The sequence below is a fragment of the Streptomyces sp. NBC_00005 genome, from assembly GCF_045160215.1.
Classification (GTDB): domain Bacteria; phylum Actinomycetota; class Actinomycetes; order Streptomycetales; family Streptomycetaceae; genus Streptomyces.
Map to the genome: position 1 here is coordinate 6,198,208 of NZ_CP108316.1, position 21,388 is coordinate 6,219,595.

Below are 21,388 nucleotides of genomic sequence, written 5' to 3' on the forward strand. Positions count from 1 at the left end.
CCATGCCGCTCTTCTGCTTGAGCACAGCCGCCGACTACCTCGAAGCAGCGCGCCAGATGGCCGCCACCGGTCGCCCGACGCTGGCCCGGCTCCTCGCCGAAGAAGCCGCCGACCAGACCTCAGATCCCGCCGAAGCCGCCCGCATCCTGCGCGAATTCACGGGACCTAGCCTGCGACAGGAGGACTGACCATGACCGCAAACCGCCGCTTCCGCGACGTCACCCGCATCGGCCCCGTCCAGGTCGGCACCGCCTACGACAACCGGGGCCAGGAGAAGCACACCGCCGCCTGCACCGCTCCGCGTTGCGGCTTCTCCGCCGACTACGACAGCCGCGCCGCCGCCGAACTGGCCGCCCGCACCCACCGCTGCCCCGTCCGCTGAGAGGACCCCCACCCCGTGACCGTCAGCCTGCCGCTCGTGTTCGTCCTCGGCTTCTTCGCCTGGGGAGCGGTCAAGTTCCTCGGCGTCCGTACCTGGGTCGTCGTCCTGATCGCGCTCTTCGGCTTTTGGCTCTCCCACACCTTCATGGCCCCCGCCATCGAGTCGGGCACGCGCTCCGGCGTGGACGTCATAAACGGCTCACATAACTAGACGAGTAGATGAGAAGGGGCGCCGTGTTCCTGCCCAAGTACCCCGACAACCCGACTCCGCCGCCCGCGCACACCCACATCCCGACCGACCCGATACCCGTACGGCGCTCGGTCCCGCCGGTCTCCATCGACCGCAACACCGTCGTCGCCCTGGTCGTCGGCGGAGTCGTCCTCACCGCGCTCCTGGCTGCCGTCGCCGTCACGGCCATCTCTGTAGCCGCCGCCGCCGTCGTCCTGCGATCCCTGCTCCGCGAACACCACCGGCGCTGAACCGACCCTGGCCGCCGGGGCGGCGGCACACGACCAAGCAGACGCCGCCCCGGGGCCTTTTCCTCCCGACCGAGCCAGCCTGAAGGAGAAACGCCATCTTCACCCGCACCACTCCGGCCCCACTCCCGGAACTCGCGAACCTGGCCTCGCAGGGCACGCTCCCGGGTATCCTCCGCCAGCTCTCCACCCTCGGCGGCTGCACCAACCCGATCCGCCTCGACGGCCACCGCACCGAGTACGACGTCGACACCACGACCGGCGAAATCGGCGCCGTCCTCCATCACCTCAACTCCACCAGCCTCCCGGCCGGCCAACTCCTCGTCCGCTGCAACAACCGCCGCACCACTCGCTGCCCGGCCTGCGCCGAGGTCTACCGCCGCGACACCTTCCAGCTGATCACCTCGGGCCTGCGCGGCGGCAAGGGCACCCCGGAACACGTCGCCGTCCACCCGCGCGTCTTCGCCACCTTCACCGCACCCAGCTTCGGCCCGGTCCACAACCGCCCCACCGGCCCGGCCGGAACGGTCCGCCCGTGCCGCTGCGGCGTCACCCACGACCAGGACGACGACGCACTCGGCACCCCGCTCAACCCGGACACCTACGACTACGAAGCCGCCGTTCTCTGGAACGCGCACGCCGGACTGCTCTGGCGCCGCTTCTCGACCTACCTGCGCCGAGAGGTCGCCAAGAGCGCAGGCCTCTCCCAGCGCAGGTTCCGCGACCACGCCCGCGTCTCCTTCGCCAAAGTCGCCGAGTACCAGAAGCGCGGCGCCGTCCACTTCCACGCCGTCATCCGCCTCGACGGACCGGGCGGCGGCGACACCCCGCCTCCGCCCTGGGCCACTGCCGATCTGCTCACCGACGCCATCGGCGCTGCAACGGCCAAGGTTCGCGTGGACGGCCCGGTCATCGACGGCCGTACGCACGCCTTCACCTTCGGCCGCCAACTCGACGTCCGCACCATCCGATCCGCCGACTTCAACGACGGCCAAGAGCTCACCGAACGCGCCGTCGCCGCCTACATCGCCAAGTACGCCACCAAGGGCGCCGAAACCGCCACGGGTGCTCTCGATCGCCCGCTGAAGTTCGTCGCCGAACTCGCCCAACTCGACATCAGAGACCACGCCCGCCGTCTGATCCGCACCGCATGGACCCTCGGCGCCCGGAAGGAACTCGAACACCTCCGCCTACGTGCCTGGGCTCACATGCTCGGCTTCCGCGGTCACTTCTCCACGAAGTCCCGCCGCTACTCCACCACCCTCGGCGCCCTCCGCGACGCCCGCGCCGAATGGCGCCGCGCCCAAGCCATGGCAGCAAACGGCCCCGAGACCGACACGACGTACGTCCTCGCGCACTGGGTCTTCGCCGGAACCGGTCTGTCCTCCGCCGAAGCCTGGCTTGCCGCATCCCTCGAACCCGCCCCCGGAACGGAAGGAGAGCCCACCGGTGCATGAAGAGGAGCTGCTGACCGTGCCCGACGTCATGACTCGACTGAAGCTCGGCCGATCGACGGTCTACGACTTGATCCGCTCCCGTCGGCTCCCCTCCCTCACCATCGGCCGATGCCGGCGCATTCCGGCTCGGGCTCTGCGCGACTACATCACCAACGAACTGGAGGCGGCCGCCTGATGGCCCAGCAACGCAAGCGGAACCCCAACGGCGCCGGAACGATCACCAAGCGCAAAGACGGCCGCTTTCAGTGCGCCGTCTACGTGCTCCAGCCGGACGGCACCCGCGCCCGCAAGTTCGCCTACGGCAAGACCTGGGCGGAGTGCGATGCCAAGCGCCGTGAACTGCTCGCCAAGGTCGACCAAGGAGTGCCCGTGCCCACTCGCTCCGCCAAGCTCGCCGAGTGGTTGCCGTACTGGCTGGACAACGTCATCAAGCCCCGGCGCAAGCTCAGCACGTACGACAAGTACGAGACGCACGTCCGGCTCTACCTGGTGCCCCTGCTCGGCGCCAAGCGGCTCGAAGCTCTAGGCGTCGCCGACGTACGCCGCTTCCTCGTCCGCCTGGAGAAGGACACCACCGCAGCAACTGCCAAGGAATCGCACCGAGTTCTGCGCTCGGCGCTGTCCTCCGCCTGCCGAGAGGAACTGATCACGCGCAACGTCGCCAAGCTCGTCGAGCCGCCCCGTACCGACAATCGGGAGCTCAAGCCCTGGACCCTCGACGAGACGCTCGACTTCCTGACCGCCTCCCGCAAGGACCCGCTCTACGCGGCCTTCGTGCTCGCCATCGCGATGGGCCTGCGCCGAGGAGAGATCATCGGCCTCCGCTGGTCAGACATCGACCTCGACGGCCGCGTGCTCTACGTCCGCCAGCAGATCCAGCGCCGCCGTGGCGTCCTCTACGACGACGATCCGAAGAGTCGCCGTCGTCGAGCCGTCCCGCTGCCAGCCCTCTGCATCGCACCCCTGCGCTGGCACCGCATGCGGCAGGCGGACACCCGGGCCAAGGCGGGGGAGAGGTGGCAGGAGTCGGACTACGTCTTCACCACCCGCACCGGCCGCCCGGTCGAGCCCCGGAACGTCTACCGCTCCTTCACCCGCGTCGCCGAGTCCGCCGGCATCCGGGTCATCCGGCTCCACGATGCTCGCCACGGCACCGCGACCCTCCTCACGGCGGCCGGAGTCGCGCCCCGGGTCGTGATGGAGATCCTCGGGCACTCCCAGATCAGCATCACCATGGACGTCTACACCCACGTCGTCCAGGACACCCAGCGCGAGGCCATGAGCCACATGGACCGGCTCCTCCGGAAGAGGCGTCCCGGTCGTCAGTGACCGCCCTCGTTGATGTCAGAAGTAGATGTCAAAGGCCACCTACCAAGATTGGTAGGTGGCCTTTTGCCTGGTGCCCCCGGCAGGATTCGAACCTGCGACACCCGCTTTAGGAGAGCGGTGCTCTATCCCCTGAGCTACGAAGGCGCGAAGGCGGAGCTGTAGCCGCGAGGGCCACAGGCGTCAGCGTACCGGATCTGTTTCGTGAGGGTGTGGCGGTCAGGGCACCGGCAGGTCCCGGCACCGGCAGGTCACCGCACCGGGACACCGGCCCGTCAGGACACCGTCACCCGCGTAAAGCGCCCCGCCACATGCAGATCCCCCTCGATGCGGCCTGCCGTGGCCCGTAGCGCGGGCAGGATGTCCTGCTCGCATTCCTCGACCGTGTGGCGGGCCGCGTGCATGGCTACGTTCAGGGCCGCGATCACCCGGCCCGTGTGGTCGCGGATCGGGACTGCGATCGAGCGCAGGCCCTCCTCGAGTTCCTCGTCGACCAGGGCGTGGCCCTGGGCCCGTACGTCGTTCAGGAGGCGGGTGAGGGACTCGGTGTCGGTCAGGGTGTGGGGGGTGAGGGGGCGTAGGGGGTGGGGGAGGTGGCGGTCTGCTGGGGGGAGGTCTGCCAGGAGTACGCGGCCCATCGACGTCGCGTACGCCGGCAGGCGTGTGCCCACCGTGATGTTCACGCTCATGATGCGGCTCGTGGCGGCCCGCGCCGTGTACTGGATGTCGGGGCCCGACAGGACGGCCAGGGAGGTCGACTCATGGACCCGGTGGGCCAGTTCGGCCATGTGGGGGGACGCGATCTCGGGGAGCGACGTCTGGGACAGGGGTGGGAAGCCCAGGGACAGGACCTGCGGTGTCAATGCGAATACGCGGTCCTGCGCCTGTACCAGCCCGAGGTGTTCGTATGTGATCAGTGCCCTGCGTGCCGTCGCCCTTGCCAGTCCCGTCGTCTTCGCGACCTCTGTGAGGGTCAGTTCGGCGCGGCCCTCGCCGAAGGCCGTCAGTACCGTCAGGCCGCGGGCCAGGGATTCGACGAACTCCCTGCCCAGTTCCTGCTTGGAGGCGCCGGTCCAGGTCGCGAGCCCGGAGGGTGCGGCGGCCGGCTGCGCGGCCGGTACCTCGCGCAGGTCGTCCTCCATCGCCCGTACCGCTGCCCGCAGGCGGGGGAGCAGGGTGTCGCGCAGGTCGGCCGCCGTGTGCCTGCTGGTGTGGCTCACCACGCTCGCCGCGCAGGCGATACGGCCGGTACGGGGGTCCCGTACGGGCACGGAGACGGCGACCAGGCCCGGTTCGATCAGTTGGTCGTCCAACGCCCAGCCGTCCACGGCTGATTGAGCGGATCGGTGCTCGAAGTCCTCGTCCACTCGCGGGTGTTGGCGTGGTGGTACTGCCGGGAAGTCGATCCCGTCCGGGTCCGCCGTCCTGTGCTCCCGCCAGGCCCGCCACTCGTCCTTCGTCCACTCCGTCGCGAACAGCGAGCCCGGCGCGGTGCGTTCGGCCGGCAGCAGGTCGCCGATGCGGAAGCTCAGGGACATCGCGCGGCGGCGGGTGGCCTGGTGGATGAAGCGGATGCCGTCGCCGTCGGCGACCGCCAGCGACACCGACTCGTCCAGTTCGTCGGCGAGGGCGTCGGCGCGCGCGTCCAGCAGCGCGGGCAGGCGCAGGGCGGCGAGGTAGGCGTTGCCCAGTTCCATCAGGCGGGGAGCCAGTACGACGTCCCGGCCGTCCAGGCGGACGTATCCCATGCGGGCGAGGGTTGCGGTGATCCGGTCGACCGTGGAGCGGGCGAGGCCCGTGGTGCGTTCGAGGCCGCTCGGGCTCAGCGTCCCGCCCGCCTCGGTCAGCCGCTGCAGTACAGCGACTCCACGGATGAGCGGCGCCACCGCCTCGGCCGGTACGGCGGGAGAAGCGGCGGCGGCGTCCAGCGTGGGCTCGGCGGCGTCCGTCGCGGGCTCGTCGGCGTCCATCGTGGGCTTCGCGGGCATCGGGTCTCCGGTACGGCGGTCGGGGCACGCCTACCGTAATGCGCGGACCTGCCCCCTTCACTCCCGCCCGCCCCTCATCCCGTCGCGCCCTCTCGCCCCGTCCACGCGCGCCTTCGCACCCCGTCCACTCCCGCCTGCCACCCCCACCCCCTAGCGCCTTCGAGCCCCCCGCCCAATCCCGCCCACTCACCCCAGCCCACTCCCACCATGGCTCCCCCCGATCACTCCCACCCCCACCTGCTCACCGCTGAGTCACCCGCACCCGGTAATTCCCGCCCGGCTGCTCACCCCCCGAGTGACCCGCACCCGGCATTTCCCGCCCGGGCCGCTCACCCCCGAGTGACCTGCACCCGGTAGTTCCCGGCCGGGCTGCCCGCAGCCACCGTGACTCGGATCCCCTTCTTCGGGTCCTTGAAGACCTCGCCGGGGGTGAAGGTGGCGTCCGAGAGTTCCGCGTGGACGTTGGGGCTGCGGGTGCAGCCGCCGCTGTCGCGGTGGGAGTCGTACACCGTCACCGGTCCCATGCCGGTGTCCACGTCCGCGTCGACCTTGTAGATCAGCACGCCCGGCCGGCAGACGGCCTCGTCGTTGCCCTCGCGGGTGCGCACTTCGACGGCGTAGCCGGTCCGGCCGCCGAGTGGTACGAAGACCATCTTCGGGCCGCCCGCGCGCTCCAGCGGCGTCAGCTTGTACTGAGTCGTGCCGTGCGTCGACGCGCAGCTGACCTGGGACGTGTCCAGCCAGCCGAGCTTCCACTTGTGCCAGCCGAGCAGGTCGTTGTTGGCCCCCCAGTCCTCGCTCATGATGTCCCAGTGCCCGACCGCGCCCCCGCCCTCCTGGGTGTAGAGGTCGGGCAGGCCGAAGACGTGGCCGTTCTCGTGCGGCAGCACCCGGTAGCCGGTCTTGTCGTAGGAGCCGGAGCCGTCGTCCTGGCGGGAGTAGACGAAGGACGCGTTGGAGACCGGGACGCCGTCGGCGACCGGTGCTTCCGTGTTGCCGGCGAAGGTCACCGACAGGACCGTGTCCAGGGCGGACGGGCCGGCGTTCGGCGTCACCAGGACGTTCAGGAAGTCGTACGTCCGGAAGTCCACCTCGGGGTCGGCGGCGCTGACGATGTCCTGGACGAGGTCGCGGTAGCCGGAGTCGAAGGGGGCGCCGCGTTCTATGCCGTACGCCTTGAAGGGCTTCGGCATGCGCAGCCAGTGCGCGATGGGGGTTTCGGGGCGGTAGTCCAGGCGGCCGTAGGAGGCGGTGCGGAACCACTGCTGGGTCTTGGGGAAGAACTCGTGGAAGCGGTCGAGCGCGTTGCCCCGGCCGGGGGCGTCGGAGAAGTCGACCATCAGGGTCAGGGCGCGGACGGTGCCCGTGGAGCGGGCGTAGCCGACGCTGGTCGGGACGCCCTCCGACAGCTGGATGGCGCGGCCGCCCCTGATCATGCAGGGGCCGAGCGCGGTGTTGCGGGCCAGTGCGATCGGACCCGCCCCGGCCGCCGGGGTGCCCGCCGTGAGGTGCCCGGTGCCGGCCGAGGTGCTGACCGCGAGGGTCAGGGCGGTGACGGAGGCGAGGGCGGCCACGCGACGCGGGCGTATGCGACGGCAGAGCGGCATGCACGGGTCCTTCGTCCATGGCAGCCGCCGGTCTCGGGCTGCGCCCTTTCGATCACCCTGGGTCGGGGGATGCGGGGGCGCGCGCTGGAAGAGCCCGAACGTGGGTTTCTCGATCGGAGGGGCGCGAAGGGGTGCGCTGTGAGACGCCCTCTGGAGATGGCCCGAGGCACCCCCAACGCACCTCCAAGAGGCATGTGACTCAGGTCACAGGAATTCTCTTCGGATCAGGGAAATAACCGGGGAACCTCTCCCCGTTTAACCATGCGTCCGAACGAAACGGGGATTGCGTCCCCGGATCGCACAAACCACTGGCCCGAGGAGTACGCCGTGCCGACCGTGACGACCGCGAATCCCGTGCAGCGCAGGGTGACCCGGCCGCGTGCCGACGCACTGCGCAACCGGGAGCGGATCGTCGCCGCCGCCCGGGAGATGTTCACCGAGTACGGCGCCGATGTGCCGCTCGACGAGATCGCCCGCCGGGCCGGCGTCGGCAACGCCACGGTGTACCGCCACTTCCCCGACCGCGACGCACTCGTCCGCGAGGTCGTCTGCTCCGTCATGGACCGTACGTCCGAGGCGGCCGAGCTCGCGCTCGCGGAGACCGGGGATGCCTTCGAGGCGCTGGAGCGCTTCGTGCACGCCGCCGCCGACGAACGGATCAGCGCGCTGTGCCCGATGGTCGCCAGCACCTTCGACCAGCACCACCCCGACCTGGAAGCGGCGCGCGAGCGCGTGGAGCAGATCGTCGAGGGGGTCATGGACCGCGCCAAGGCGGCCGGTCAGCTCCGCCCCGATGTCGGCGTCGGCGACCTGATGATCGTCGTGGCCCAGCTCAGCCGGCCCCCGGCCGGTACCGACTGCATCGTCAACGACCGCTTCGTACACCGCCATCTGCAGCTGTTCCTGGACGGACTGCGGGCCCCGGCCCGCTCGGTCCTGCCGGGCACGCCCGTGACCGTGGAGGATCTGCGCCGGCCCTGACCGATTAGTTCAGCACCTCGATCCAGTCAGTACACACACTGACTCACCGGCACACCGACCTACCGGCGCACACAGAATGACCGGCCACACACCGACGTACCGGCCGTCACGGTGGGCGAGCCGGCGAGCCGTCCCCTTACGACACCTTTTTTCCGTCACGAAGTCCCGAAGTGGGTATCCCCATGTCTGAAACAGCCTCAAAGGCTCCAGGCGCCGTCGAGAAGAGCGGCGACGCCAACCGCTGGAAAGCGCTCGTCTTCATCGCGCTCGCCCAGCTGATGGTCGTGCTGGACGCGACCATCGTGAACATCGCGCTGCCGTCCGCCCAGACCGACCTGGGCATCTCCGACGGCAACCGGCAGTGGGTCGTCACGGCCTATGCCCTCGCCTTCGGCGGTCTGCTCCTGTTCGGCGGCCGGATCGCCGACCTGTGGGGCCGTAAGCGCGCCTTCGTCATAGGCCTCGTCGGCTTCGCCGCCGCCTCCGCGCTCGGTGGCGCGGCGACCACCGGCGCCATGATGTTCGGTGCCCGCGCCCTGCAGGGTGTCTTCGGTGCCCTGCTCGCCCCGGCCGCGCTCTCCCTGCTCGCCGTGATGTTCACGGACGCCAAGGAGCGCGCCAAGGCGTTCGGCATCTACGGTGCGATCGCCGGTGGCGGTGGCGCCGTCGGCTTCATCCTCGGTGGCGTGCTCACCGAGTACCTGGACTGGCGCTGGACGTTCTTCGTGAACATCCCGTTCGCCATCGTGGCCGCGCTGGGCGCGTACTTCGTCATCCGTGAGCCGGAGGGCGGCCGCAACCGCAACCCGCTCGACATCCCCGGCGTGCTCCTGTCCACCCTCGGCCTGGTCTCGCTCGTCTACGGCTTCACCCGCGCCGAGTCCGACGGCTGGGGCGACTCCATGACGGTCGGCCTGTTCGTCGCGTCGGCGGTCCTGCTGATCTCGTTCGTCGTCACCGAGGCCAAGGTCAAGGCCCCGCTGCTGCCGCTGCGCGTGATCACCGACCGCAACCGCGGCGGCATCTACCTCTCGCTCGGCATCGCCATCATCGCGATGTTCGGCACGTTCCTGTTCCTCACCTACTACCTGCAGGTCGTGCAGGGCTTCTCGCCGATCAAGACCGGCTTCGCCTTCCTGCCGATGATCGCCGGCATGATGATCGGTTCCACCCAGATCGGCGCCCGGCTGATGACCCGGGTCCCGGCCCGGGCGCTGATGGGCCCCGGCTTCCTGGTCGCCTCGGTCGGCATGCTCCTGATGACCCAGCTGGAGATCGGCTCGTCGTACGCCTCGATCATCCTGCCGGCGATGGTGCTGCTCGGTCTCGGCATGGGTACGGCGTTCATGCCTGCCATGTCCCTGGCCACCCTGGGTGTCGAGCCGCGTGACGCGGGTGTCGCCTCCGCGATGGTCAACACCTCGCAGCAGGTGGGCGGCGCGATCGGTACGGCCCTGCTGAACACGATCGCCGCGTCCGCGACGACCGCGTACATCAAGGACCACATCGGCGGTGCGGCCTCCAAGACGCAGCAGCAGTTGGTCCAGCTGGAGGGGCAGGTGCACGGCTACACCAACGCGATCTGGTTCGCCGCCGGCATGCTGGTGCTCGCCGCTGTGATCGTCGTGGCCCTCGTCAACGCCGGCCGCCCGGACACCGGTGTCGTGACCGGTTCCGGTGAGGGCGTCGAGGACGAGGTGCCGGTGCCGGTGGTCGCCCACTGACGGCGACCGTCCGGTCGTACCCCTTCGGAACCACCCGTGCGTAGGAGGAAGGGGACGCCTCCTACGTACGACCCCCAGGACCTGCCCCGGCCCCCTGAGCGAGCGGCTCAGCGGAGCCAGGGCAGGTCTGCACCCGCATCGCTGGGCTGCAGGCCCTCGGCGACGATCTGCATGATCTCGCCGAGGGCTTTCTGCTGTTGCGGGGTCAGCCGGTCGAACACCGCCTGCCGTACGGCCGTCACATGGCCCGGCGCGGCCCGCCCCAGCGTCTCGGCGCCCTGGTCGGTCAGCACCGCGAACTGGCCCCGTTTGTCGGAGGGACAGTCCTCGCGGCGAACCCAGCCGTTCTTCTCCAACCGGGCGATCGCGTGCGAGAGGCGGGAACGGGTGATCTTCGACTTCATCGCCAGTTCCGTCATCCGCAGCCGGCGCCGCGGCGCCTCGGCGAGGGCGACGAGCAGGCCGTAGTAGATGTGCGGCATGCCCGCGTCCCGCTGGAGCTGGCGGTCGAGGTGGTCGTCGAGGAGCGTGGTGGCGTGTACGTAGGAACGCCAGATGTGCTGCTCGTCGTCGGTGAGCCAGCGGAGTTCTGCAGCGGGTGCCGCGTCTGCAGCGGATGTGGATGCCGTGTTCATGTATCCATCGTACGAGAGCGCTTCTTGAAGATTAAACAAATGGGGCGTATTCTCTGAAGTGGGTAGTTTGAGAGTTCAAGCATTTGGGAGTGAACGTCATGTCCGCCGCCACCGAGGAGCGCATGCCCGCCCTCTATCTCAGCCACGGAGCCCCGCCGCTCGCGGACGACCCGATCTGGCCCGGCGAACTCGCCGCCTGGTCCGCCGACCTGCCGCGCCCCAAGGCGATCCTCATGGTCTCCGCCCACTGGGAGGAGGCCCCGCTCGCCCTGGGCGCGGTGCGCACGATCCCGCTCGTCTACGACTTCTGGGGCTTCCCCGAGCATTACTACCGGGTGACGTACGAGGCTCCGGGCGCGCCCGAACTGGCCGAGTCCGTACGGAAGTTGCTGCGCGCCCCCGGCATCCCCGTGCAGGACATCCCGGACCGCGGCCTCGACCACGGCGCCTACGTCCCGCTCGTCGAGATGTTCCCGGCCGCCGACATCCCGGTCCTGCAGATCTCCATGCCGACCCTCGACCCGGTGAAGCTGATGGAGATCGGCCGCAAGCTGGCGCCGCTGCGCGACGAGGGCGTCCTGATCGTCGGCTCCGGCTTCTTCACCCACAACCTGGCCGCCCTGCGGCATGCCGGCTCCGGAGTGCCGAGCTGGTCGTCGGAGTTCGACGACTGGGGGAGGCGGGCGCTGGAGTCCCGCGACTGGGACGGGCTGCTCGACTTCCTGCGCAAGGCCCCGGCCGGGCGCTACGCCCACCCGCGCACCGAGCACTTCGCCCCGCTGTTCGTGACCATGGGCGCGGCGGAGGTGACCGGCGAGCTGGACGCGCAGAAGTCCGTGATCGACGGCTTCTGGATGGGGATGGCGAAGCGGTCGGTGCAGTTCGGCTGACGGCACCGGGACCAGGGCCAGGGCCAGGACTGGGGCCGGGGACCGGGGACCGGCTGGGGCTACAGGCCCCTCTCGTACCAGGCCACGTCCCAGTACCGCCCGAACTTGCGGCCCACTTCCCGGTAGGTGCCGACGTGCCGGAACCCGAAGCGTTCGTGCAGCCGCGTGGACGCTTCGTTGGGCTGGGCGATGCCCGCGTACGCGCGGTGCAGGTCCTCGTCCGCCAGGGCCTCGAAGAGCGCCTTGTACAGGAGTGTGCCGATGCCGCGGCGGCCCGCGTGCGGGGCGACGTACACCGTGACCTCGACCGAGGTGTCGTAGGCGGGTTTCGCGCGATAAGGGCTGGATGTGGCGTAGCCCAGAATCTCCTGTGTGTCCGTATCCGTGGCAACCATCAGCCGGTGCGGGCCGTCTTCAGGGTGGGAGAGCAGCCAAGGAAGCCGCTCTTCCGAGGTGAAGACGGCGGTATCGAATGTGATGGGCGTCTCACGTACATAGTGGTTGTAGATGTCGGTGAGGGCATCGAGGTCTCCCTCGACTCCCGGCCTGACCTGCACCTCTGTACGTTTCGACGGCATCAGGCCTCCTCCTGTGGCCGCACAGGGTACTGCATGATCAGAAAAATCGGGGGGCGGGTTGGGAATTCTGTCCGGATTCCAGTCGTTGTTTCCTTCAGAAGCAGGGCACCCGACAAGGGTGCTCAGTGGTACTCGGGTACTCGCAGGCGAGTACCCGGCGTCTGAAAGACCACCCGCCAGCCCACCATCGCAAGGGAGCACGCATGGCAACCCGTGCCGTCGCCCGTCGTAAGTCCGCCTCTGGCGAGACGGCCGACAGGGCAAGCAGTGTTCGCGCCCGCGCCGGCGAGATCGCCGACCGTGACCTGGTCGGCATGTACCTCGACGAGATCGCGCGCACACCGCTGCTCGACGCCGCCAAGGAGGTCGAGCTGTCACAGATCATCGAGGCGGGTGTGTTCGCGCGGCAGGTCCTGGAGGGGGACGAGGAGTCCAAGGCCGAGGCCTCCCGCGAGGAGCTCGAGGCCCTGGTGGCCGACGGCGAGCGGGCGAAGGACATCTTCATCCGTTCCAACCTCCGCCTGGTCGTGGCCGTGGCGCGGCGCTACCCCCGTAGCGGCCTCCCTCTCCTGGACCTGATCCAGGAGGGCAATGCCGGCCTGGTGCGCGCGGTCGAGAAGTTCGACTACGCCAAGGGCTTCAAGTTCTCGACATACGCGACCTGGTGGATCCGTCAGGCCATCACCCGCTCCATAGCGGACCAGTCGCGCACCATCCGTCTGCCCGTGCACCTGGTGGAGGAGCTGGGCCGGATCCGCCGTGTGCAGCGCGAGTTCAACCGCGAGCACGGCCGTGACCCGGAGCCCGCGGAGATCGCCGCCGAGCTCGGTTCGAACGCCGACCGCGTGGTCGACGTCCTGGACTGGGCCCGCGACCCGGTCTCCCTGAACATGTCGGTGGACGACGACGGCGACACCCAGTTCGGCGACCTGCTCGAGGACACCTCGGCGGTCTCTCCCGAGCAGTCCGTCCTGACCCTGCTGCGCAGCGAGGAACTCGACCACCTCATCGGCCGCCTCGACCCGCGCACGGCATCCATCATCAAGATGCGCTACGGCATCGACGACGGCCGCGAGCGCACGCTGACGGAGGTCGGCAAGGAGCACGGCCTGACGCGCGAGCGGATTCGGCAGATCGAGAAGCACGCGCTGCTCGAGCTGAAGAAGCTGGCACGCGACACGGGCTTCGAGGCAGCGGCGTAACGGCATCGAAGGGGGCACGTGCGTCACTCGGCGAGCGCCGGGCGGCGTACGTCGCCTGCCGCCGCGCACGCCGGGTGGCGGAAGACCGCGCAAACATGGCGATGTAACGCCGCTTCAAGTGCCGGACCCATGGGGAAAAAGACTTCAGGGCACAGGAGTTCGGCCCTGCCCCACCCCCTTGAACCAAGTCCCGACGCACATCCCCCCCGGCGCCGGGACTTCCTGAGTCGGGCTTCGGTGTCCCTCCCCCCGGGCGCCGGGGCCCGGCTCTTTTCTCGCTCTGCGTGCGCTGCGCGCGCTCTTCGTGCCGCCCGTTCGGCTGCCTGTTCCGGCGCCGGGCATGCTGGTGGGCGGGGCACCCCGGACCTGAACCCCGGGGTGGCCCGCCGGATGGCAGATTGTGCCACATGGGCATAGCCTGCAGGGTGTGAGCAGCCCCACCCCCGCATCGAAACCCCGTGCTTCCGCCCCGACGGCGCCGCCCTCCCTCACAGAGCGACGCAAGGCGGCGACCCGTATGGAGATCGCCCGCGCGGCCGCGGGACTCTTCGTGACACGGGGTCTTCGCGCCACCCGCGCCGAGGACATCGCCCAGGACGCCGGGATCGCCCCACGCACCTTCTACCGCTACTTCGCCACGAAGGAGGAGGCCGTCGCGCCCCTCTACGCGGCGGGCGCCCAGCGCTGGGCGGATGCGGTCGCCGCGGCCCCGGCCGACCTGTCCCTCCCGCAGGCCCTGGAACACGCGGCACGCCACACCCTGACGCCGGGCGCCGGAGTCTCCGCGGCCTCCTGGGAACTGGTCCGCACGCTGATCCGCATGACCGACACCAGCCCCGCGCTGGGGAAGGTGTATGCGGAGGTGTGCCACACGTCGGAGGGGAGGCTGGCGGAGGTACTGGCGGGGCGGGGCGCGGGCGGTGCCGGCGATGTCGACGGTGCGGACGGTGCCGACAACGTTGGCATGGGGGCCACCGCCGGTCTCGGGAACTCGTCCGCGCCGCGGTTCGCTGCCGCCGTCGCCAGTGCTGCCGTGCGCGCGGCGGTCGAGAGCTGGGCGGCGGGCACGGCGCCGGCCGGCGGGGCGCAGGGGCCGGCCGCCCTGGCACTGGGGAACCTGGCGGCGCTACGAGAATTTCCGTGGACGGATCTGCTGGGGGCGTGAGCTGTGGCCGTTCGGCCGCGGGCGCGGCTGTCACCCGCCGGCCGCTCGCGACAACCTCCCGCCCAACTCCCGTACGCACTCCACCAGTTCCGTCGGCTCCCGCACCGTGAAGTCGAAGCCCAGCAGGGCCAGTCGGGCCGCCAGCCACTCCACCGCGTCGCCGGTGCGTCCGCGCAGGCGGCAGGTTTCCGCGTCGAGGGGTTCCGGTACGCCCAGCCAGGACGGGACCTTGACCGCGACGGCGTCCGCGGGGGCGCCGAACGTGACGTCGAAGTCGTACGACTCCTGATGCCGCTGCATGGAACGGCGCAGATACTCGGCCGCGCTCCCCGTCGGCAGTTCCCGCGGGGCGAACCGTGCGCCGGTCGCGAAGGGCTCGCTCACCCGGTCGACGCGGAAGGTGCGCCAGTCGGTGCGATCGAGGTCGTAGGCGACGAGGTACCAGCGGCGACCGGTCGAGACGAGTCGATACGGCTCGGTCAGGCGCCGTGACTCGGTTCCGTCCCCGGCGCGGTAGGCGAACCGCAGCCGCTCGTGTCCGGCCACCGTGGACGCCATGACGGTCAGCGTCTCGGGTGCGATGCTCGCCCCGTCCCCGCTCGTCAGCGGCGTGGTCGCGGCCTGGAGTGTGGAAACGCGGTGGCGCAGGCGCGAGGGCAGCACCTGTTCCAGCTTGGCGAGGGCCCGTACGGACGCCTCGTCCACGCCTTCGAGGGCGTGCCCGGCGCCCGCCCGCAGCCCGACCGCGATCGCCACCGCCTCCTCGTCGTCGAGCACGAGCGGCGGCATCGCCTTGCCCGCGACCAGGCGGTAGCCGCCCTCGGAGCCCAGGGTGGCCTGCACGGGGTAGCCCAGTTCGCGCAGCCGGTCGATGTCGCGCCGCACCGTGCGCCGGGACACCCCGAGCCGGTCGGCGAGCTCGCCGCCGGGCCATTCGCGGGGCGTCTGGAGGAGGGAGAGGAGCGTCAGGAGCCGGGCCGGGGTGTCCGTCGTCATGAGTTCACCGCCGTCATGAGTTCTCCGTTGTCATGAGTCCGAGGATGCCGGAGAAGTAGGACACGATCTGGCCTAATGGGCCTCTAACTTCTAGGTATGACCTTCACCGAGACGACCAGTACGACCGACCGCAGGCGTTGGTTCGCCCTCGCCATCGTGATGACCGCGGCCTTCATGGACCTCGTCGACGTCACGATCGTCAACATCGCGATCCCGTCGATCCAGCGGGACGCAGGCGCGTCCGTCAGCCAGATCCAGTGGATCACCGCCGGCTACGCCCTCGCGTTCGCCGCCGGCCTGATCACCGGCGGGCGGCTCGGTGACATCCACGGCCGCAAGCGGCTGTTCCTCATCGGCATCGGCGGCTTCACGCTCGCGTCGGCGCTGTGCGGTTTCGCCGCGAACCCGGAGATGCTGGTCGCCTCCCGCATTCTGCAGGGCGGTATGGCGGCGATGATGGTGCCGCAGGTCCTGTCGATCGTGCACGCCACCTTCCCGGCGGAGGAACGAGGGAAGGTCTTCGGGCTGTTCGGCGCGATCGTCGGGCTGGGGGCGGTCTCCGGGCCGCTGCTCGGCGCGCTGCTGACGGAGTGGAACCTGTTCGGCCTCGAATGGCGGCCCATCTTCCTCATCAACCTGCCGGTCGGCATCGCGGGCCTGATCCTGGGCAGCCGCTTCATCACCGAGTCGAAGGCCCCGCGCGCGCTGAAGCTCGACCTGGTCGGAGTCGCCCTGGTCATCCTCGGCCTGACGATGCTGCTCTACCCCCTGACCCGCGGCCGCGAGCTGGGCTGGCCGCTGTGGGGGTACCTCTCGATGGGCGGCGCGCTCGTCGTCTTCGCGGCGCTGGTGGCGTACGAGAGGCGGAAGGCCGCGCGGGACGGCTCGCCGCTGGTCGAACTCTCCCTGTTCCGCGTGAAGAGCTTCGCGGCCGGTATCGCCGTACAGACCGTCTTCGGGGTCGCGCTCGGGGTGTTCTTCCTGGTGTGGACGCTGTACATGCAGACCGGCCTGGGCTGGAGCCCGCTGCGGGCGGGGCTGACCGGCGTGCCGTTCTCGATCGCCGTCTCGACGGCGGCCGGAATGTCGGTGCAGAAGCTGGTGCCGCGCTTCGGCGGGCGCCGGGTGCTCCAGACCGGCGCGCTGCTCATGGCCGCGGGCGTCCTGCTCTACATCTGGGAGGCCGACCGGTACGGCATGGCGGTCGCCTCCTGGCAGATGGCGCTGCCGCTCGTCGTGATGGGAATCGGCATGGGCCTCATCGTCGCCCCGCTGACGGACGCGGTGCTGTCGGACGTGCCGCGCGAGCACGCGGGGTCGGCCTCCGGACTCATCAACACCGTGCAGCAGATGGGCAACGCGTTGGGCCTCGGTCTGGTGTCGGTGGTGTTCTTCGGCGAGATCGGCGACCGGCTGACGCGGGCCCAGGTGGGGCCGGCCTTCGTCAACGCCTTCCAGCACGCGCTGGGTTGGGTCGCCGCGGTCATGGGCGTCATCTTCCTGCTGATGTTCGCCCTGCCGAAGCGGCCGGGACAGCAGGCCGAGGGCGGGGCGCAGCCGGAGGGCGAGCACGCCGAGGGCGCCGGCGGTGCGCCCACGCGTGAGGGAGAGCCCGAGCTGGTGGGGTGAACAGGGAACTTCAGGGAGATGTCGGAATGCTTCTCCAGGTTCGCTGACACTTCCGACCGGCGCCAGCTCTCTCCCGACCGGTGCCAGGTCTCTCCCGACTGGTGCGAGGGGCCTCCGACTTGGGTCGGAGGCCCCTCGCGTTCTCCCGGGCGTGCCCTCCCGTTCCTTAGAGATGCCCGTTTGTGTCTGTCTCGTGTCCGAACCCGTTTACTTTTCGGAAATCCGGGCGTAGCCTCCCGATTGAAACCACAAGTTCGGGCACTGGTCGGAGGCGAACGGACATGTACGCACCGGAGCGGCAGCAGGAGATCCTCCGGCTCGCTCGTGACGGCGGCCGGGTGGACGTGGTGTCGCTGGCCGAGGAGTTCCAGGTCACGGCGGAGACGATCCGCCGGGACCTGAAGGCCCTCGACCGCGCGGGACTCGTCCGCCGGGTGCACGGCGGTGCCATCCCGGCCGGGCGCCTCGACTTCGAGCCGGACCTCGCCGAGCGCGAGGGCACCTCGGCGGACGAGAAGGACCGCATCGCCAAGGCCGCGCTCACGGAACTGCCGAGCGAGGGCACGATGATCCTCGACGCGGGCTCGACCGTCGCCCGCCTCGCCGGCGCGCTGCCCCTGGAGGCCTCGCTCACCGTCGTCACGCACAGCCTGCCGATCGCGGCCCGCCTCGCGGACCACCCCGGCATCCAGCTCCACCTCGTCGGGGGGCGCGTACGGCACCGTACGCGCGCCGCCGTGGATGCCTGGGCGCTGCGTGCGTACGGCGAGATCCGGGCGGACGTCCTCTTCGTGGCGGCCAACGGCTTCTCCGCCGAGCACGGCCTGACCACCCCCGACCTCGCCGAGGCAGCCGTCAAGCGCGCGGCGGTCGCCGCTGCCCGCCGCGTCGTGCTGCTCGCCGACTCCTCCAAGCACGGCCAGGAGCACTTCGCCCGCTTCGGCGACCTGGGCGACGTGGATCTCCTGGTCACCGACAGCGGGCTGAGCCCAGAAGACGCCACCGCCATCGAGCGCGGGGGCACGGAAGTAGTGCGCGCATGATCCTCACCGTCACCCCGAACCCGTCCCTGGACCGTACGTACGAGGTCCCGTCGCTGGAGCGCGGCGAGGTCATCCGGGCCACCGGCGAACGCATGGACCCGGGCGGCAAGGGCGTCAACGTCTCCCGCGCCGTCGCGGCCGCGGGGCAGCGCACGGTCGCGGTTCTGCCCCTGGGCGGTGCGCCGGGCGCGCTCGTCGCCGATCTGCTCGACGCGCAGGGCATCGAGGTCGCGCCGGTCCCGGTCGCCGGGGCCACCCGCTCGAACATAGCGCTCGCGGAGGCGGACGGGGTACTGACGAAGATCAACGCGCCGGGTCCCGAACTGTCGGCCGCGGAGCAGGAGTTGCTCCTGGAGACGGTCCGCACGCACTCGCGCGACGCGGCCTGGATCGCCTGCTGCGGCAGCCTCCCGCGGGGCCTCGCACCGGCGTGGTACGCCGACGTGGTCGCCCGGGCGCACGCCGGCGGCGCGCGGATCGCGCTGGACACCTCCGGGCCCGCGCTGCTCGAGGCGCTGCGCGAGCGGCCCGACGTGGTGAAGCCGAACGCCGAGGAACTCGCGGAGGCCGTCGGGCGCCCCCTGGCGACCGTGGGCGACGCGGTGAAGGCGGCCGAGGAGTTGCGCGAGATGGGCGCGCGCGCCGTGCTCGCGAGCCTGGGCGCCGACGGGCAGTTGCTCGTGGACGACGCGGGCGCCTGGTTCGGCAGCGCACGCGTGGACGCCGTACGCAGCAATGTGGGCGCCGGCGACTCCTCCCTCGCCGGCTTCCTGATCGCGGGCGGCAGCGGACCGGAGGCGCTCGCCTCCGCGGTCGCGCACGGCGCGGCGGCCGTCCAGCTGCCGGGCAGCGTGATGCCGACCCCGGGCGACCTGGACCCGGCGGCGGTGACGGTCACGGCCGACGTACCGGTGGATCGCGTACTGAAGGAGCCGGTGTCATGACGAATCCCGTGCTGCGACGACCGGCCCCGAAGCGGCGAGACTCCGTGTTACTCGCCGTGGAAGCCGGGAGGCAGGGCCACCTGAGCCGCCCTGCCGCCCATGGGAGGCGGGGTTTCCCCGGCCCCGCCTCCGCCGGCACTGATGCAACCCCCCACTGCACCCCCGTCCCCATCCCCGCCCACCCCACTCCCCGGGCGATACGCGTGCGAAGGAGCCCGCGATGAGCGACATGATCACCGCGGACCTGGTCGATCTCGACCTGTCCGCCGAGACCAAAGAGGCGGCGGCGCGTGCCCTCGCCGAGCGCATGGTGGCCCTGGGCCGGGTGACCGGCCTGGACGGCTTCCTCGCCGACGTGGCCGCCCGCGAGGCCCAGATGCCGACCGGCCTCGACGGCGGCATCGGCATCCCGCACTGCCGCAGCGAGCACGTCACCGAGCCGACGCTCGCCTTCGGGCGCAGCGCCGCCGGCATCGACTTCGGCGCCCCGGACGGCCCCGCCGACCTGATCTTCCTGATCGCCGCACCCGCCGGCGCCGACGACGCCCACCTGACGATCCTGTCGTCGCTGGCCCGGCAGCTGATGAACGCCGAGTTCACCGACGCCCTGCGGTCGGTCGGCGACGCGGCGGCCGCGGCCGCGCTGATCCGCGGCGACGAGGCACCTGCGGCGGCCGGTTCCGCAGACTCCGCTGCGGCTTCGGAGGCGGCCTCCTCCGAAGCCGCAGCGGGCAGCACGGCCCCGGCCCCGGCCCCGTCCTCGGACGAGCCGGACGGAGCGGACGAGCCGGCTGAGCGCCCCTTCCGCATCGTCGCCGTAACCTCCTGCCCCACCGGCATCGCCCACACGTACATGGCGGCCGAATCGCTGGAGAAAGCGGGCCGCGAGGCGGGCGTCGAGGTCGTCGTCGAGACGCAGGGCTCGGCCGGCTTCACCCGGCTCGACCCGGCCGTCATCGCGGCGGCGGACGGCGTGATCTTCGCGCACGACGTCCCCGTACGCGACAAGGACCGCTTCGCCGGCAAGCCGACCGTCGACGTCGGCGTCAAGGCCGGCATCAACCGCCCCGGCCAGCTGATCACCGAGGTGCGCGGGAAGGCGGAGCGCGGTGAGGCGACCGCGGGCGCCGCCCCGGGCGGTACGCCGGTCGAGCGCGCCGGCGACTCCACCGAGGGCTACGGCACCAAGCTGCGCAAGTGGCTGATGTCCGGCGTGAGTTACATGGTCCCGTTCGTCGCTGCGGGCGGTCTGCTGATCGCCCTCGGGTTCGCGATCGGCGGCTACAAGATCAAGTCGGCGCCGTCGGTCATGGACCACTTCGTGTGGACGCAGACCGACAGCTGGGCCGCCCTGATGTTCCAGATCGGTGCCGTGGCCTTCGGCTTCCTGGTGCCGGTCCTGGCGGGCTACATCGCCTACGGCATGGCGGACCGGCCAGGCCTGGTCCCCGGCTTCGTGGGCGGCATGATCGCCTCCACGATCAGCGCGGGCTTCCTCGGCGGTCTGGTCGCCGGTCTGCTCGCCGGCGGCGTGGTGATGGCGATCCAGAAGATCAACATCCCGGCGGTGCTGCGCGGCATCATGCCCGTGGTGGTGATCCCGCTGATCTCCTCGGCGATCGTCGGATTCCTGATGTTCGTCGTCGTGGGCAAACCCATCGCCTCCGCGCAGAAGGGCATGACCGACTGGCTGAACAGCCTCTCCGGTTCCAACGCCATCCTGCTCGGCGCCCTGCTCGGCCTGATGATGTGCTTCGACCTCGGCGGCCCCGTCAACAAGGTCGCGTACACCTTCGCCACCGCCGGCATCGCGGTCTCCAGCCCGAGCGAATCCGCGATGAAGATCATGGCCGCGGTCATGGCCGCCGGCATGGTCCCGCCGCTCGCGATGGCGCTGGCCACCACGGTCCGCGGCAAGCTCTTCACCGAGACCGAGCGCGAGAACGGCAAGGCCGCCTGGGTCCTCGGCGCCTCCTTCATCTCCGAGGGCGCCATCCCGTTCGCCGCGGCCGACCCGCTGCGCGTCATCCCCTCCTCGATGGTGGGCGGCGCGATCACCGGAGCCCTGTCGATGTCCTTCGGCGCCACCCTGCGCGCCCCGCACGGCGGCATCTTCGTCGTCCCGCTGATCGGCAACGCCTTCCTCTACCTGATCGCCATCGCGGTCGGCGTGTGCGTCACCACGGCACTGGTGGTCGTCCTGAAGGGGATGCGCAAGCCGGCACCGGGAACCGTGAGCGCCGAGACGGCGGGCGACAAGGCCACGGCGACGGCCGAGGCGAAGCAGCCGGTGGCGGCGTAACCGGCACACTCCCGCAACCGAACAGCGGCCGGCCGTAGTCCCTCCCGCGGGACTACGGCCGAC

The 21,388-nt window shown here is 70.7% G+C and carries 21 protein-coding genes and 1 tRNA gene; 16 read left to right on the plus strand and 6 right to left on the minus strand.

The window, feature by feature from the left end; genetic code table 11:
* Positions 1-2 precede the first annotated feature (2 nt).
* The 7 genes from OG303_RS28540 (at position 3) to OG303_RS28570 (ending at position 3,644) form a co-directional block, all read left to right on the plus strand.
* Positions 3-188, plus strand: coding sequence for a hypothetical protein (locus OG303_RS28540; RefSeq protein ID WP_405871893.1), 186 nt, complete (start codon positions 3-5; stop codon positions 186-188).
* A gap of 2 nt (positions 189-190) precedes the next feature.
* Positions 191-382, plus strand: a complete 192-nt coding sequence (locus OG303_RS28545) for a mobile element transfer protein (RefSeq protein ID WP_240865278.1) — start codon at positions 191-193, stop codon at positions 380-382.
* A 15-nt stretch (positions 383-397) separates the two neighbouring features.
* Positions 398-592, plus strand: coding sequence for a hypothetical protein (locus OG303_RS28550; protein WP_389294896.1), 195 nt, complete (start codon positions 398-400; stop codon positions 590-592).
* A gap of 23 nt (positions 593-615) precedes the next feature.
* A complete protein-coding gene (locus tag OG303_RS28555) occupies positions 616-861 on the plus strand; it encodes a SpdD protein (RefSeq protein WP_405871895.1) in 246 nt (81 codons plus the stop codon).
* Positions 862-1,001: 140 nt separating this feature from the next.
* Positions 1,002-2,315, plus strand: coding sequence for a replication initiator (locus OG303_RS28560; RefSeq protein WP_405877520.1), 1,314 nt, complete (start codon positions 1,002-1,004; stop codon positions 2,313-2,315).
* Complete coding sequence (locus OG303_RS28565) at positions 2,308-2,490, plus strand: helix-turn-helix domain-containing protein (RefSeq protein ID WP_405871896.1); 183 nt, start codon at positions 2,308-2,310, stop codon at positions 2,488-2,490. The genes OG303_RS28560 and OG303_RS28565 overlap by 8 nt, the downstream gene beginning before the upstream one ends.
* Positions 2,490-3,644, plus strand: a complete 1,155-nt coding sequence (locus OG303_RS28570; protein ID WP_405871897.1) for a tyrosine-type recombinase/integrase — start codon at positions 2,490-2,492, stop codon at positions 3,642-3,644. Before OG303_RS28565 ends, OG303_RS28570 begins: the two co-directional genes overlap by 1 nt.
* 68 nt (positions 3,645-3,712) lie before the next feature.
* Here the strand turns inward: OG303_RS28570 and OG303_RS28575 are convergent.
* The 3 genes from OG303_RS28575 to OG303_RS28585 form a co-directional block, all read right to left on the minus strand.
* A tRNA-Arg gene (locus OG303_RS28575) sits at positions 3,713-3,788 on the minus strand.
* A gap of 128 nt (positions 3,789-3,916) precedes the next feature.
* Positions 3,917-5,629, minus strand: coding sequence for an IclR family transcriptional regulator C-terminal domain-containing protein (locus OG303_RS28580; RefSeq protein WP_405871898.1), 1,713 nt, complete (start codon positions 5,627-5,629; stop codon positions 3,917-3,919).
* Positions 5,630-5,958: 329 nt separating this feature from the next.
* The gene (locus OG303_RS28585) at positions 5,959-7,236 is read right to left on the minus strand and encodes a M6 family metalloprotease domain-containing protein (RefSeq protein ID WP_405871900.1); all 1,278 of its coding nucleotides are present in this window, start codon (positions 7,234-7,236) and stop codon (positions 5,959-5,961) included.
* A 336-nt stretch (positions 7,237-7,572) separates the two neighbouring features.
* Between OG303_RS28585 and OG303_RS28590 the strand changes: the two genes are divergently transcribed.
* Positions 7,573-8,217 (plus strand): TetR/AcrR family transcriptional regulator, encoded by a 645-nt coding sequence (locus tag OG303_RS28590; protein WP_405877522.1) that lies wholly within the window; start codon positions 7,573-7,575, stop codon positions 8,215-8,217.
* 182 nt (positions 8,218-8,399) lie between these two features.
* Positions 8,400-9,941 (plus strand): MFS transporter, encoded by a 1,542-nt coding sequence (locus OG303_RS28595; protein ID WP_405871901.1) that lies wholly within the window; start codon positions 8,400-8,402, stop codon positions 9,939-9,941.
* A 107-nt stretch (positions 9,942-10,048) separates the two neighbouring features.
* Here OG303_RS28595 and OG303_RS28600 read toward each other — a convergent pair whose 3' ends face one another.
* Positions 10,049-10,576, minus strand: coding sequence for a MarR family winged helix-turn-helix transcriptional regulator (locus OG303_RS28600; protein ID WP_405871902.1), 528 nt, complete (start codon positions 10,574-10,576; stop codon positions 10,049-10,051).
* Positions 10,577-10,674: 98 nt separating this feature from the next.
* Here OG303_RS28600 and OG303_RS28605 point away from each other — a divergent pair, with 98 nt between their 5' ends.
* A complete protein-coding gene (locus tag OG303_RS28605; protein ID WP_405871903.1) occupies positions 10,675-11,466 on the plus strand; it encodes a dioxygenase in 792 nt (263 codons plus the stop codon).
* A 59-nt stretch (positions 11,467-11,525) separates the two neighbouring features.
* On the opposite strand, the gene OG303_RS28610 is transcribed toward OG303_RS28605, so the two are convergent.
* On the minus strand, positions 11,526-12,044 hold the full coding sequence (locus OG303_RS28610) for a GNAT family N-acetyltransferase (RefSeq protein WP_405871905.1): 519 nt from the start codon (positions 12,042-12,044) through the stop codon (positions 11,526-11,528).
* A 203-nt stretch (positions 12,045-12,247) separates the two neighbouring features.
* On the opposite strand from OG303_RS28610, the gene OG303_RS28615 reads away from it, so the two are divergent.
* Both OG303_RS28615 and OG303_RS28620 read left to right on the plus strand, forming a co-directional pair.
* On the plus strand, positions 12,248-13,246 hold the full coding sequence (locus OG303_RS28615; protein ID WP_405871907.1) for an RNA polymerase sigma factor RpoD/SigA: 999 nt from the start codon (positions 12,248-12,250) through the stop codon (positions 13,244-13,246).
* Positions 13,247-13,763: 517 nt separating this feature from the next.
* Positions 13,764-14,411, plus strand: coding sequence for a TetR/AcrR family transcriptional regulator (locus OG303_RS28620; RefSeq protein ID WP_405877524.1), 648 nt, complete (start codon positions 13,764-13,766; stop codon positions 14,409-14,411).
* Positions 14,412-14,441: 30 nt separating this feature from the next.
* Here OG303_RS28620 and OG303_RS28625 read toward each other — a convergent pair whose 3' ends face one another.
* Positions 14,442-15,407 carry a helix-turn-helix transcriptional regulator gene (locus tag OG303_RS28625; RefSeq protein WP_405871908.1) on the minus strand — a complete coding sequence of 322 codons (966 nt, stop codon included), beginning with the start codon at positions 15,405-15,407 and terminating at the stop codon, positions 14,442-14,444.
* Between the two features lie 96 nt (positions 15,408-15,503).
* Here OG303_RS28625 and OG303_RS28630 point away from each other — a divergent pair, with 96 nt between their 5' ends.
* The 4 genes from OG303_RS28630 (at position 15,504) to OG303_RS28645 (ending at position 21,325) form a co-directional block, all read left to right on the plus strand.
* Positions 15,504-17,036 (plus strand): MFS transporter, encoded by a 1,533-nt coding sequence (locus OG303_RS28630; protein ID WP_405871909.1) that lies wholly within the window; start codon positions 15,504-15,506, stop codon positions 17,034-17,036.
* Positions 17,037-17,317: 281 nt separating this feature from the next.
* On the plus strand, positions 17,318-18,079 hold the full coding sequence (locus OG303_RS28635) for a DeoR/GlpR family DNA-binding transcription regulator (protein ID WP_405871910.1): 762 nt from the start codon (positions 17,318-17,320) through the stop codon (positions 18,077-18,079).
* Positions 18,076-19,023: a 1-phosphofructokinase gene (pfkB, locus tag OG303_RS28640; RefSeq protein WP_405871912.1), complete on the plus strand. Its 948-nt coding sequence runs from the start codon at positions 18,076-18,078 to the stop codon at positions 19,021-19,023. Before OG303_RS28635 ends, pfkB begins: the two co-directional genes overlap by 4 nt.
* A gap of 220 nt (positions 19,024-19,243) precedes the next feature.
* Entirely contained in the window at positions 19,244-21,325 is a 2,082-nt protein-coding gene (locus OG303_RS28645) for a fructose-specific PTS transporter subunit EIIC (RefSeq protein WP_405871913.1), read from the plus strand.
* Positions 21,326-21,388: the final 63 nt, after the last annotated feature.

Excerpts from the sequence above, each read along its gene's own strand:
- OG303_RS28540 (WP_405871893.1), top strand. The coding sequence starts at position 3 with ATGCCGCTCTTCTGCTTGAGCACAGCCGCCGACTACCTCGAAGCAGCG.
- OG303_RS28545 (WP_240865278.1), top strand. The coding sequence starts at position 191 with ATGACCGCAAACCGCCGCTTCCGCGACGTCACCCGCATCGGCCCCGTC.
- OG303_RS28570 (WP_405871897.1), top strand. The coding sequence starts at position 2,490 with ATGGCCCAGCAACGCAAGCGGAACCCCAACGGCGCCGGAACGATCACC.
- OG303_RS28580 (WP_405871898.1), bottom strand. The coding sequence starts at position 5,629 with ATGCCCGCGAAGCCCACGATGGACGCCGACGAGCCCGCGACGGACGCC.
- OG303_RS28585 (WP_405871900.1), bottom strand. The coding sequence starts at position 7,236 with ATGCCGCTCTGCCGTCGCATACGCCCGCGTCGCGTGGCCGCCCTCGCC.
- OG303_RS28595 (WP_405871901.1), top strand. The coding sequence starts at position 8,400 with ATGTCTGAAACAGCCTCAAAGGCTCCAGGCGCCGTCGAGAAGAGCGGC.
- OG303_RS28600 (WP_405871902.1), bottom strand. The coding sequence starts at position 10,576 with ATGAACACGGCATCCACATCCGCTGCAGACGCGGCACCCGCTGCAGAA.
- OG303_RS28605 (WP_405871903.1), top strand. The coding sequence starts at position 10,675 with ATGTCCGCCGCCACCGAGGAGCGCATGCCCGCCCTCTATCTCAGCCAC.
- OG303_RS28610 (WP_405871905.1), bottom strand. The coding sequence starts at position 12,044 with ATGCCGTCGAAACGTACAGAGGTGCAGGTCAGGCCGGGAGTCGAGGGA.
- OG303_RS28615 (WP_405871907.1), top strand. The coding sequence starts at position 12,248 with ATGGCAACCCGTGCCGTCGCCCGTCGTAAGTCCGCCTCTGGCGAGACG.
- OG303_RS28620 (WP_405877524.1), top strand. The coding sequence starts at position 13,764 with ATGGAGATCGCCCGCGCGGCCGCGGGACTCTTCGTGACACGGGGTCTT.
- OG303_RS28625 (WP_405871908.1), bottom strand. The coding sequence starts at position 15,407 with ATGACGACGGACACCCCGGCCCGGCTCCTGACGCTCCTCTCCCTCCTC.
- OG303_RS28630 (WP_405871909.1), top strand. The coding sequence starts at position 15,504 with ATGACCTTCACCGAGACGACCAGTACGACCGACCGCAGGCGTTGGTTC.
- OG303_RS28635 (WP_405871910.1), top strand. The coding sequence starts at position 17,318 with ATGTACGCACCGGAGCGGCAGCAGGAGATCCTCCGGCTCGCTCGTGAC.
- pfkB (WP_405871912.1), top strand. The coding sequence starts at position 18,076 with ATGATCCTCACCGTCACCCCGAACCCGTCCCTGGACCGTACGTACGAG.
- OG303_RS28645 (WP_405871913.1), top strand. The coding sequence starts at position 19,244 with ATGAGCGACATGATCACCGCGGACCTGGTCGATCTCGACCTGTCCGCC.